The sequence below is a fragment of the Fictibacillus macauensis ZFHKF-1 genome (assembly GCF_000269865.1).
In the GTDB taxonomy this organism is placed as follows: Bacteria; Bacillota; Bacilli; order Bacillales; family Fictibacillaceae; genus Fictibacillus_C; species Fictibacillus_C macauensis.
Map to the genome: position 1 here is coordinate 230,825 of NZ_AKKV01000026.1, position 12,877 is coordinate 243,701.

General features: G+C 42.1%; 11 protein-coding genes. 2 read left to right on the forward strand and 9 right to left on the reverse strand.

The window, feature by feature from the left end; translation table 11 throughout:
• Positions 1 to 115: 115 nt before the first annotated feature.
• From ptsP to A374_RS11700, 8 genes are all read right to left on the reverse strand, one after another.
• Positions 116 to 1,828 carry a phosphoenolpyruvate--protein phosphotransferase gene (gene ptsP, locus A374_RS11665; RefSeq protein WP_007202413.1) on the reverse strand — a complete coding sequence of 571 codons (1,713 nt, stop codon included), beginning with the start codon at positions 1,826 to 1,828 and terminating at the stop codon, positions 116 to 118.
• On the reverse strand, positions 1,828 to 2,094 hold the full coding sequence (locus A374_RS11670; protein WP_007202414.1) for a phosphocarrier protein HPr: 267 nt from the start codon (positions 2,092 to 2,094) through the stop codon (positions 1,828 to 1,830). Before A374_RS11670 ends, ptsP begins: the two co-directional genes overlap by 1 nt.
• Before the next feature lie 17 nt (positions 2,095 to 2,111).
• Entirely contained in the window at positions 2,112 to 4,157 is a 2,046-nt protein-coding gene (ptsG, locus tag A374_RS11675; RefSeq protein ID WP_007202415.1) for a glucose-specific PTS transporter subunit IIBC, read from the reverse strand.
• 200 nt (positions 4,158 to 4,357) lie between these two features.
• Positions 4,358 to 5,191, reverse strand: coding sequence for a glucose PTS transporter transcription antiterminator GlcT (gene glcT, locus A374_RS11680; RefSeq protein ID WP_007202416.1), 834 nt, complete (start codon positions 5,189 to 5,191; stop codon positions 4,358 to 4,360).
• 153 nt (positions 5,192 to 5,344) lie between these two features.
• Entirely contained in the window at positions 5,345 to 5,569 is a 225-nt protein-coding gene (locus A374_RS11685; protein ID WP_007202417.1) for a helix-turn-helix domain-containing protein, read from the reverse strand.
• Between the two features lie 292 nt (positions 5,570 to 5,861).
• Positions 5,862 to 6,620 carry a succinate dehydrogenase iron-sulfur subunit gene (gene sdhB / locus A374_RS11690; RefSeq protein WP_007202418.1) on the reverse strand — a complete coding sequence of 253 codons (759 nt, stop codon included), beginning with the start codon at positions 6,618 to 6,620 and terminating at the stop codon, positions 5,862 to 5,864.
• Between the two features lie 3 nt (positions 6,621 to 6,623).
• Complete coding sequence (gene sdhA / locus A374_RS11695) at positions 6,624 to 8,387, reverse strand: succinate dehydrogenase flavoprotein subunit (protein WP_007202419.1); 1,764 nt, start codon at positions 8,385 to 8,387, stop codon at positions 6,624 to 6,626.
• 16 nt (positions 8,388 to 8,403) lie between these two features.
• The gene (locus A374_RS11700; RefSeq protein ID WP_007202420.1) at positions 8,404 to 9,024 is read right to left on the reverse strand and encodes a succinate dehydrogenase cytochrome b558 subunit; all 621 of its coding nucleotides are present in this window, start codon (positions 9,022 to 9,024) and stop codon (positions 8,404 to 8,406) included.
• A 305-nt stretch (positions 9,025 to 9,329) separates the two neighbouring features.
• Here A374_RS11700 and A374_RS11705 point away from each other — a divergent pair, with 305 nt between their 5' ends.
• Positions 9,330 to 9,809, forward strand: a complete 480-nt coding sequence (locus tag A374_RS11705; protein WP_007202421.1) for a YslB family protein — start codon at positions 9,330 to 9,332, stop codon at positions 9,807 to 9,809.
• A 134-nt stretch (positions 9,810 to 9,943) separates the two neighbouring features.
• Positions 9,944 to 10,933, forward strand: a complete 990-nt coding sequence (gene bioB, locus A374_RS11710) for a biotin synthase BioB (RefSeq protein ID WP_007202422.1) — start codon at positions 9,944 to 9,946, stop codon at positions 10,931 to 10,933.
• Positions 10,934 to 11,544: 611 nt separating this feature from the next.
• On the opposite strand, the gene A374_RS11715 is transcribed toward bioB, so the two are convergent.
• Positions 11,545 to 12,774 (reverse strand): aspartate kinase, encoded by a 1,230-nt coding sequence (locus A374_RS11715; protein WP_007202423.1) that lies wholly within the window; start codon positions 12,772 to 12,774, stop codon positions 11,545 to 11,547.
• Positions 12,775 to 12,877 lie beyond the last annotated feature (103 nt).

Sequence of the window (12,877 nt, forward strand, 5' to 3'; positions counted from 1 at the left end):
AAGAGGCTTCTGAAATCATCTTGCGCTAAAATACATACCAGCTTCTAAAATAAAGAAATAACACCCAATTTGTCAATAGAAAAGGCTGACTTCACTTTGAAGTCAGCCTTTCTCATTAGAAGTTTTGCTTCACAAATGCTACTACTTCTTCTGCTGTATCCATATTTAAAATAGTATCCATGTGTTGAGCCACATGTGCTTTTGAAATTTTAGAAAGTTGTGTGCGCGCTGGCAAAATAGATGTTGCACTCATTGAAAACTCATCCAATCCAAGACCGAGCAAAATTGGAATCGCAATAGGATCACCGGCCATTTCACCGCACATACCAACCCATTTTCCTTCTTTATGAGCGGCTTTAATAACCATAGAAACCAAGCGTAAAATCGATGGATTGTACGGTTGATACAAATACGATACGCGTTCGTTCATGCGATCGGCAGCCATCGTATACTGAATCAAGTCATTCGTTCCAATCGAGAAGAAATCCACTTCTTTCGCAAAGCGATCAGCGAGTACAGCTGTAGAAGGAATTTCTACCATGATACCAATTTCAATGCTGTCTGAAACGGTAATGTTTTCAGCTTCTAACTTCGCTTTTTCTTCTAACAATACTTGCTTCGCTGCTCGGAATTCCGGTAGCGTTGCAATCATTGGGAACATAATTTTCAAGTTGCCGTATGAGCTCGCACGGAGAAGCGCACGAAGTTGTGTACGGAACATTTCTTGTTGTTCAAGACAAAGACGAACCGCACGGAATCCTAAAAACGGGTTCATTTCTTTCGGTAAGTCAAGGTAAGGAAGCTCTTTGTCTCCACCGATGTCTAACGTACGGATGACGACCGGTTTTCCTTCCATTTTTTCCAGCACTTCTTTATACGCAGAGAATTGCTCTTCCTCTGTAGGGAGTTGATCGCGCCCCATATAAAGAAACTCTGTGCGGTAAAGACCAACGCCTTCTCCACCGTTTTCTAACACACCTTGAACGTCTTGAGGTGTTCCTATGTTTGCAGCTAGCTCTACATGTTGACCGTCAGCTGTCGTTGTCGGCTCGTTAACAAGTTTTGCCCATTCTGCTTTTTGTGCTTTATAATCCTCTTGCTTTTGACGGTACGTAGCTACTTCCTCTTCCGTTGGGTTCACAATGACTTCTCCGTCGATGCCATCAATAATAAGTGGTGTACCATTTTTGATTTTTGACGTGACAACTTTCGTTCCAACGATCGCTGGAATTTCCATTGAGCGTGACATAATCGCCGAGTGAGAGGTACGTCCACCAATGTCGGTCGCAAAGCCAAGAACATATTTACGGTTTAATTGGGCCGTATCCGATGGCGTTAAATCTTCTGAAATGATAATCACTTCTTCGGCAATCGTCGCTGGAGTTGTGAATACAACACCAAGAAGATGAGCAAGCACACGTTTTGAAACGTCACGAATGTCTGCTGCACGTTCTTTCATATACTCATTATCCATTTGCTCAAACATTGTAATGAACATAGATGACACATCGTCCATTGCTTTTTCTGCACTCGCTTGCTCGTTTTCAATTTTTGATTTTACTGCATCTACAAGCTCTGGATCTTCAAGTACAAGAAGATGGGCAGCAAAGATTGCTGCCTTATCTTCTCCTAATTGTTGCAATGCGTTGTCTTTAATCACTTGAAGTTCACCTTTTGCCTTTTCAATAGCTTTCATGAAACGTTCAATTTCTTGAGCGCTATCGCTAGACGTTGTGTTAACAATCGTTAACTCAGGGTTTTCAAGCACGAATGCTTTCGCAATTGCAATGCCTGCTGATGCAGCAATACCTGAAATTCTTTCAGACATTACTCACCAAGTCCTTCCTTTTTCATAACATTATCGATCGCTGCGATTGCATCATCAGCGTCAGATCCTTCTGCTTTAATTGTAATTTCTGCTCCACTTTGGATTCCAAGGCTCATAACACCCATGATGGATTTTAAGTTTACGTTTTTACCGTTGAATGTAAGTGTAATATCTGAGCTAAATTGTCCTGCTTGGTTTACTAGTACTGTTGCTGGACGTGCGTGAATTCCAGAATCGCTTGTTACTTTAAATGTTTTTTCTGCCATGATAATGACCCCTTTGCTTATTTTTTAATGGTAATAATGTCTTGCTCACCTTGGGCAACCATGCCTGATTTATCAAGTTGGATGCTTTCACCTTCAGCAAGGTTCGTGAAAATAACTGGTGTAATGACAGAAGGTGCATTTGCTTTAATAAAGTCAAGATCGACTTTAAGTAATGGCTGTCCTTCTTCAATAAGGTCTCCTTCGCTAACAAGCGTTTCAAAACCTTCACCTTTTAATTTTACCGTATCAATTCCAAAATGAATTAATACTTCGCGTCCGCCATCCGATACGATGCCGATCGCATGTTTTGTTGGGAAAATGTTCATGATTTTACCGTTAACAGGTGCAACCACTGTGCCATCAACTGGCTCCACAGCAAAACCATCACCCATCATTTTTCCAGAGAATACTTGGTCCGGAACGTCAGTGATAGGCATTAGTTTCCCTTGAAGTGGCGAAACGAAACGCTCTTCAATCGCTGGTGCCGCAGTAGTTTTTTCCATTTCTACTTTTTCCGTTACTGGTTCTTTTTTGCTTGCTACCACTTTCCCAGCCATTACGTCTTGAATTTCACTTTTCAGTGAGTCAGAACGTGTACCAAAAATGGCTTGAATGTTATTCCCCATAACGAGGACGCCCGATGCACCTAATTTTTTCAATCGATCTTTATCGACATTTTTCGCGTCGTTTACAGACACACGTAAACGTGTAATACACGCATCAAGGTTAGAGATATTTGCACTACCACCTAAACCTTCAAGTACGTTCGCTGCAAGTGAGCCTTCGTTTGAGTAAGATACATTCGTTTCTACCTCATCGTCCACGATTTCACGACCTGGTGTTTTTAAGTTCCACTTGCGAATCGCGAAACGGAAACCGAAGTAGTAAATAACAGCTAGTACGAGACCTACTGGGATAACGAGCCACCATTGCGTGCGCCCTGGTAGGACCCCAAATAGCAAGTAGTCAATAACACCACCGGAGAATGTCATCCCGATTTTAACATTTAACAGTTGCATTGTCATAAATGACAATCCTGCAAAGACTGCGTGAATCGCAAATAGTACTGGAGCTACGAATAAGAACGTAAATTCAAGAGGTTCAGTAATCCCTGTTAAGAAAGAAGTTAATGCTGCTGAACCCATGATTCCTGCTACTAATTTTTTATGCTCTGGACGTGCTTCATGGTACATCGCAAGCGCTGCTGCTGGAAGACCGAACATCATGAATGGGAATTTACCTGTCATAAATGTTCCTGCTGTAAGCGGTACACCATCTTTAATTTGTTCAAAGAAAATCTTTTGGTCACCGTGAATGAGTTGACCTGCTTTATTCGTATATTCACCAAATTCAAACCAGAACGGTGAGTAGAAAATATGGTGTAAACCAAATGGAATTAATCCACGCTCAATGACACCGAAAATAAAGGCTGCAAGCGTACGGTTCGAATCAAGCATAAAGTGTGAGAATGTGTTCAAGCCATGTTGCGCGTACGGCCAAATGAACACCATTAGAATTCCTAGCAGTAACGAACATACCGCTGTAATAATTGGTACGAAACGTTTCCCTGCAAAGAATCCTAAGTATTGCGGAAGTTCAATTCGATAAAAGCGTTTATACAGGAGATACGCTAATATCCCGACGATAATCCCACCGAATACACCTGTTTGCAGCGTTGGAATACCTAGAACACTTGCATATTCTGGGTGACCTTTTAACATATCAGGCGTAATGCCTTTAATTGCACCCATCGTTGTATTCATAATTAAGTAACCGATAATAGCAGCCAGACCGGCTACCCCTTCACCACCAGCTAAGCCGACAGCTACCCCAACGGCAAATAGTAATGAAAGGTTGGCGAACACGATGTTCCCTGAGTTTTCCATAACTGTTGCCACGAGTTGGAACCAATCTGCTTTTAATGCTGGAATGCGGTCTGTTAACGCTGGGTTTTTAAAAGCGTTACCAAACGCAAGTAATAAACCTGCTGCTGGCAAGATTGCAACTGGAAGCATTAATGCTTTACCCATACGTTGCAAAACACCAAATAGTGCTTTCCACATAATATTTCCCTCCTTGAATCCCTTTTTTTATTTTATGGAAGCGGTTAACGTGAACATGAAAAAAAGCATGAGCGAATAAAAGCATAGAAGTAACCTGTTCAGATATAGCTATAGCTTATCCGAAAAGATTCCATACTACACTTTTTCTTCACTCATGCCTGATCGAATCAGTAACACGTAAAGTAAAAGCTTTACCCTATTTAAGTAAGCCTTTGCAAATGCATCGTAAGATACACAGCCTCCGCTTCGGGAATTGGCTTCTTTAATGTTGTTTGCATTACTTTGATTAACTTCCAAGCAAGATTATAACATAGAGGATATTCTTCTTTCAACACATTTGCAAGTCGCTCCTGTGAGTTAACTTGCTCCCCTGTTTCTACCCGTTCAATCGTGTGCCGCAAGTGACGGACGAGCCGTAAATAATTAATGCTTTTCCGATCAAGCGTAATGGCAAGCGCTCCTTCAATTAAATCAGCTAGCGTATTGATTAAACGTGAGTTTTCATTTAGGGCAGATAAGCTTTTGTTGGTTACAGCGCTATGAATATGCAGCGCGACAAACCCTACTTCTCCTTCTGGTAAAATGATTCCTAACGCGTCATTAATCATAGCTATTACTTCTTCTGCTGCTGAAAATTCTTTCGGATAGAGTGATTCTGTTTCCGATAGAAAAGGATTTTTTATATCCAACCCTTGCTTAAGACGCTTAACGGCAAAAGCCATATGATCGGTGAGTGCAACATGAATATGTTCATTGAGCGACGTTTGCATTTTTCGCTCAATATGAGCAATGACTTCATTCATCAATTCAATAAAAGCAGGATCCAGTGAATGCACTAGATCTTTATATTGCTCTTGTTCCTTTTCGTTCGTTAGCAAGTACAGCTTATCACCATCAGCACTTGAGAGAACGTCACCTGGTTTCTTCCCAAAGCCGATGCCTTTCCCAATCATAATAACTTCTTGAGCAAGTTGATTTTCAGCAATGACTGCATTGTTGTTTAAGTTTTTTTTAATTTGAAAGGGTCCATTCATCTCTTTCCGTCCTTTCAAGCTGTAAGCCGCAAAATCTACAATGATTCAATCATAGCCGAAAAAAGAAGCAGAATCAATTGTTAAAACTTCCATTGACACTTCTTCTATTTTGCTCATAGAAAAAACGGCTTTCTAAGGAAAGCCGCCGCTTGACTAAATTTCTAATTCCCCGAGCCTTAATAGCTCAACAACAGCTTGGGAACGTCCTTTAACCCCAAGCTTTTGCATTGTGTTGGAAATGTGGTTCCGAACGGTCTTTTCGCTAATAAAAAGTTGTTCTGCGATTTCTTTCGTCGTTTTGTCTTGGACGAGTAGCTCAAAAACTTCTCTTTCACGCTTTGTAAGTAGAGGCTTCGGCCGGTAGTGTTTCTCCTTCAATGATTTCACCCCTCCTTGCTAGGGTTTAAGAACCGCCAACGTACTAGAAAGTATATTGGAAGTATTTAGTCAACATATACTATGTTCAGACGTTTTATAAGTGACTTGGTTCATTGAAAAAGATCAACTTTTCGTTTATTTCCGCGAATGACACGGATGCTTCGTAACGTTTGTCGGCTTGTTGGCATGAGAGAGAAGATACAATTGTCTTCATCTTATGCAGTAGAAGCTTTTTTATATGCGCAAAAAAACAAACGACCGGACGCTCCGATCGTTTGTTTGTTTATTTCTATTAAACAGAGTCACTGCCAAAAAAGTTCTTAAAGGCTTGGAACGTAGTATCACGGTTCAGCGCCGCAATGCTCGTTGTTAGTGGAATGCCTTTTGGACACGATTGGACACAGTTTTGTGAATTACCACAAGAAGCAAGGCCGCCATCTTCCATTAGCGCATTTAAACGTTCCGCTTTATTCATAGCCCCAGTTGGATGAGCATTGAATAGACGTACTTGTGAAAGTGGAGCTGGACCGATGAAATCAGATTTACTGTTAACGTTCGGACACGCCTCTAAACAAACACCACACGTCATACATTTAGACAGTTCATAGGCCCATTGACGCTTCGTTTCTGGCATACGAGGTCCTGGTCCAAGATCGTACGTTCCATCAATCGGAATCCAAGCTTTTACTCGTTTTAACGCATTAAACATGCGGCTACGATCGATTTGAAGGTCACGAATAACCGGGAATGTTTTCATGGGTGCCAGACGAATCGGCTGTTCCAATTTATCAACAAGCGCTGTACAAGATTGACGTGGCTTGCCGTTAATTACCATAGAACACGCGCCACATACTTCCTCAAGACAGTTCATTTCCCAAGTAATTGGTGTTGTTGCTTCGCCTTTTGCGTTCACAGGATTACGACGAATTTCCATTAGTGCAGAAATGACGTTCATATTCGGACGATACGCTAATTCGAACTCCTCTTCATAAGGTGATGTTTCAGGAGTGTCTTGTCGTGTGATGATAAATTTTACGGTTTTTGCACTCACGGATTATTTCACCTCTTCTTTCTTTTTAGAGTAGTCACGTTTACGTGGCTTGATGTATTGAATGTCTACTTCTTCATACGAGAAGTCAGGGCCGTTTGTTGCTGCGTTAAACGACGCTCTCGTTGTTTTCAACCAGTCTTCATCGTTACGATCTGGGAAGTCTGGCTTGTAATGCGCCCCACGGCTCTCATCACGATTAAGCGCTCCAAGGGTAATAACACGGCCAAGTTGTAGCATGTGCCACAATTGACGTGTGAACGATGCACCTTGGTTGCTCCATTTAGATGTATCATTAATGTTAATTTTTTTATAGCGTTCCATAAGCTCTTGGATTTTGTTGTCTGTCGCTTGTAGCTTATCGTTGTAACGAACAACGGTTACGTTCGCTGTCATCCACTCACCAAGCTCTTTATGAAGAACGTATGCATTTTCCGTTCCATCCAAGCTCATAATGTTATCGTATTTCTCTTGCTCTTTACGAACTTGTCCTTCAAATACAGAAGAAGGAAGATCTTCAGAAGACTTCGCTAAACCATTTACGTAAGAAACAGCTGCTGGTCCTGCTTCCATACCACCGAAAATAGCAGAAAGAAGCGAGTTCGCTCCTAGGCGGTTTGCTCCGTGGTATTGATACTCACACTCACCCGCTGCAAAAAGACCAGGAATGTTCGTCATTTGATTGAAGTCAACCCACATGCCACCCATAGAATAGTGAACAGCTGGGAAGATTTTCATTGGAACTTTACGCGGATCATCACCCATGAATTTCTCATAAATCTCGATAATACCGCCAAGTTTAATATCAAGTTCTTTTGGATCTTTATGCGAAAGATCAAGGTATACCATGTTTTCGCCATTGAGTCCTAGCTTTTGATCTACACATACGCTGAATATTTCACGTGTTGCAATATCACGTGGTACGAGGTTACCGTATGCTGGATATTTCTCTTCAAGGAAGTACCATGGCTTCCCGTCTTTGTACGTCCATACACGACCACCTTCACCACGAGCTGATTCACTCATTAAGCGAAGTTTATCATCACCTGGAATCGCTGTAGGGTGAATTTGAATAAACTCACCATTCGCGTAGTCAACGCCTTGTTGGTAAAGAGACGCTGCAGCTGCTCCTGTGTTAATGATAGAGTTTGTTGACTTACCGAAGATAATTCCAGGACCACCTGTTGCCATAATAACCGCGTCTGCTTTAAAGCTATGAATTTCCATAGATTTTAAGTTTTGAGACGTGATTCCACGACATACGCCTTCATCGTCAACGACAGCGGATAAAAATTCCCAGCCTTCGTATTTTGTAACAAGTCCTGCTACTTCATAACGGCGCACTTGCTCGTCCAGTGCATAAAGAAGTTGCTGACCCGTCGTGGCACCAGCAAACGCAGTACGGTGATGCTGAGTTCCTCCGAAGCGACGGAAATCTAGTAGTCCCTCTGGTGTACGGTTAAACATAACGCCCATACGATCCATTAAGTGAATGATTCCTGGTGCAGCTTCACACATTGCCTTAACTGGTGTCTGGTTCGCTAAGAAGTCTCCACCATACACAGAATCATCAAAGTGGACCATCGGTGAATCGCCTTCACCTTTTGTATTAACAGCTCCGTTAATTCCGCCCTGTGCACATACAGAGTGAGAACGTTTTACAGGAACTAGTGAGAATAAATCAACTTTCATACCGGCTTCAGCCGCTTTAATCGTCGCCATTAATCCTGCAAGACCGCCGCCGACGATAATAATATTACCTTTACTCAAAATGGTTCACCCTTTCCTATTTGCTCATCGCAAAAACTAAAATGGTGCGTACGCTAACAAAGGCGAGCGCAAGAAAAACGATCATTGTTACATAAGTAGAAATACGTTGTGAACGAGGCGTAATCGTAAGACCCCAGCTCACACAGAACGACCATAATCCGTTTGCAAAGTGGAATACAGCAGATAAAATACCGATTAAGTAAAACGCCACCATAAACGGTGAACTTAAAATGTCTGCCATCATGTCAAAGTTTACTTCCGTTCCATAGAACATGTTTGCCAGTCTCGTTTCCCATACGTGCCATGAAACGAAAATAAGCGTGATTACACCGGTGATACGTTGCAAGAGGAACATCCAGTTACGGAAATAACCGAATCGACTCGTATTGTTACTCGCCGTAAACGTAATATAAAGTCCGTAAATCGCGTGAAAATAAAGAGGAATGAAAATGATAAACGCTTCCAAAAAATAACGGAATGGTAAGTTGCCCATAAATTCCGCTGCTGTGTTAAATGATTCTGCACTACGTGTCGCAAAATTGTTCACTACTAAATGCTGAATCAAGAATAAGCCGACCGGGATTACGCCCAGCAATGAGTGAAGTTTTCTGTTGTTAAAATTTCGACTGCCTGCCATACAATTTGCCCCTTTCTAAATGCCCTTCGTCATCTGACAAAAAAATACTTTTTTCCTCATTCTCTCTAAGCGTTTCCTCTCCACCAAGAAGTAAAAGTTAATGAGTAACTTATAACATGTTTCATTGTACTCCCATCGCTTGACACCGTCAAGAAAACGGTAACATAAAACCTTCAAAAATCACCGTATTTCTTTCACACCTCTCTGCATCAAAATGTTCAAATTTTCGACAAATCACACGGAATCGGTAGAGATATTATGCATTACAAGCTATAATGATACACGTAGAAAGCGGGGAGATGACAATGGAACAACACGAAGAGATAGAGTTACAAGAAGAACAAACCGATGCAAAAGCTGAGCAAACAGCATCTGGCGTTCCTGTGTTCGCGTATGAAGTGCTCAAGCACATTCTTCTTCCCGAATTGCTTGGGAAAGAGGAACGCAATATTTTATATTGGGCCGGTCGCAGCCTCGCCCGTAAATTTCCAGTAGATTCTGCTGAGGAAATTATTCACTTTTTCGCTGAAGCCGGTTGGGGAACGTTAACCATCCTGGAAATGAACAAGCATGAAATGACATTTGAACTATCTTCTCCAATTATTACGAAACGCTTTCAAATGAAAGAAGATGTAACGTTCGGTCTAGAAGCTGGGTTTATTGCAGAACAAATTCAATATCACCGCAAGTGCATTACAGAAACGTATGAAACGGTCAAACGAAAGCATAAAGTTCATTTTACTGTGAAGTGGGACCGAAAAGATGACACAGAAGACAGCATCTAACAAATGAGCGCAGCCTCCTTTTTCTCTCAGAGAAAAAGGAGGCTGTTTTCTTTTTAAAGATTGACAAAAAGGTTTCTACTCCATTAATGTTAACCTTGTAGTAAAAGTTAGTTAACATTAAGGAGGCCATTTCATTGAACTGGACAGAACTAGGAAAAGAAGTACTTGATGGTAAGCAATTAACGCAAGAAGAAGCACTTGCGATCCTCACGTGTGATGATGATGAATTATTGCCTTTGTTGCATGGTGCTTTTCTCATTCGCAAGCACTATTTCGGAAAGCTTGTTAAACTAAATAAAATTATTAATACAAAATCCGGTCTATGCCCGGAAGATTGTGGCTATTGTTCACAATCCTCAGTATCTACGGCGCCTATTGAAAAGTATACAATGATGGATAAGGATGCGATTGTTGAGGGTGCCGAAAAAGCTTATAACCAAAATGTGCGCACGTATTGTATCGTAGCAAGCGGCCGTGGTCCCCTACAACGTGACTTAGATACAGTGATTGAAGCTGTCAAAGAAATTAAGTCCTCTTATAATATGAAAATTTGTGCTTGCCTCGGCATATTAAATGACAAACAAGCAAAGTCGTTAAAAGAAGCAGGGGTAGAACGCTATAATCACAACGTGAATACGTCAAGTGATCACCATGAGAACATTACACAATCTCATACATACGATGACCGCATTTCAACTCTTGAAAAAGTAAAAGAAGCTGGCATCTCACCGTGTTCTGGCGTCATTGTTGGCATGGGCGAAAGCCATAAAGATATTGTAAAAATGGCAGAAGCGCTGCGAGAAATCGATGCTGATTCCATTCCGGTTAACTTTTTGCATGCCATCCCTGGTACACCACTTGAACACTTAGATGAACTTAACCCGCGCTTCTGCTTAAAAGTACTTGCGCTCTTCCGCTTCATTAACCCAACAAAAGAAATTCGCATTTCAGGTGGTCGCGAAGTCAATCTACGTAGCCTACAGCCGCTTGGATTATATGCAGCGAATTCAATTTTTGTTGGTGACTATTTAACGACAGACGGACAAGAAACAACAGCAGATCATCAATTACTAGAAGATCTCGGCTTTGAAATTGATTTTCTTAACGAACCAGTAACGGTGTAAGCAGCACAAAAAAAAGAGACTGGGACACTACTTCCTCTGTTTCGTGGCACATGCGGTGAATGGACTTGGTCTGCGTGCGAATTGGGGGATCCTGTGGGCGAATGGACTTGGTCTGCGCGCGAATTGTGGGATCCTGCGTGCGAATGGATCTGGTCTGCGCTCGAATCGGAAACTCCTGTGCGCTTTACTCTTTTCGTCATTATTGATGAGCTTTTACGCTATTTCTTCTCATTTTTGAGCGCATTTACGAGATAATCTTTCTCTTTTTTTCATGTTGTTGGAGGCTATTTACCTTGTCTGCGCGCGAATGGACCTGATCTGCGCGCGAACCGGGGTCTCCTGCGCGCGAATGGACCTAGTCTGCGCGCGAACCGGGGTCTCCTGCGCGCGAATGGACCTGGTCTGCGCGCGAATCGGGTGCTCCTGCGCGCGTTTACAAAAGAGCATGCCCTCTATTCCAATTTATGGTGCATTCGATGGCTGCTTATCTACGCAAGACAATCTAAAATAAAACGAACGAGCGACATAAAAAAATGGCTTGATCATCGAAACGGATGATCAAGCCATTTTTTATGTGCTAAGGCTGTTTATATCCCAGCCCCTTTTTGGACTTAAGAAGGCACAACTTCACGTGCATCTAATTGGAAAACATCATGAAGCGTTTCAATTGCTTTTACCATATCTGCTTGTGGGACGACAGCACTGACTTTAATTTCAGACGTACTGACCATTTTAATAAATACGTTTTTCTCAGCGAGCGCACGAAACATCGTTGCTGCCACACCGTGATTGGAAATCATTCCAGAGCCAACGATTGAAACTTTCGCTAGTTCTCCTTGCTCAATGAGTTTTTCATAACCTAATGATGCTTGATGAGAGGTTAATAGAGAGACCGTCTCTGTTAAAAGCGTAGAATCAATAGAAAACGAAAGATCTGTTTTTTCTTCATTGACACTTTGAATAATAATATCTACGTTAATGCCATGTTGTGCTAACAACGTAAACACATTGGCTAATGTGTCTTCACGACTAGGAAGCTGACGTAACGTTAGCTTTGTCACATTCCCCTCAAACGCTAAACCTCTTACGATTGTTCCATTTTCCATTTGTACGTCCTCCTCTACGATTGTTCCTCGCTCATCACTAGCACTATTGCGCACTTCAAGCGTTATTCCATAGTTTTTAGCAAATTCTACTGCGCGAGGATGCAGTACACCGGCACCAAGATTTGCAAGCTCTAGCATTTCATCATACGAAATTCTTTTTAACTTTTGCGCCGTCGGAATGACGCGAGGATCCGCTGTATACACTCCGCTAACATCAGTATAAATCTCACAAACATCTGCTCGTAGCACTGCCGCTAACGCAACTGCTGTCGTATCCGATCCACCACGCCCGAGTGTAGTTATGTGTTGTTCTGTCGTCACGCCTTGAAAGCCAGCAACAATTGGTATTTTTCCCGCCTGTAAACTGTTCTGAAGTTGCTGTGGATCGATCGCGGCAATGCGAGCATTGCCGTGTACAGGTTCGGTTTCTATGCCTGCTTGCCAACCGGTAAATGATTGAGCTTCATAGCCTTCTTCTTGAAGCGCCATGGCAAGCAAGGAGATGGTTACCTGCTCTCCTGTTGTTAACAGAACATCCATTTCCCGTTTTGAGGGACGCTCGGTGATGCCTGCTGCAAGTGCAACAAGCTCATCTGTCTGCTTCCCCATTGCTGACACAACCGCAACAACCTCATGTCCTGCTTCTACCGTTGCAATGATTTTTTTCGCTGCCTGCTTAATTTTTTCTGTTGATCCAACACTCGTACCGCCAAATTTTTGTAGTATGATGCCCACGTTGTTCATCCTTTCTCATTCGTCACACGTATTCACCCTACGATTCCTCACGCTTTATAGGAGGCTGCTTTTTTGTATACAAAAAAGCAGCAATAAGGAAAGA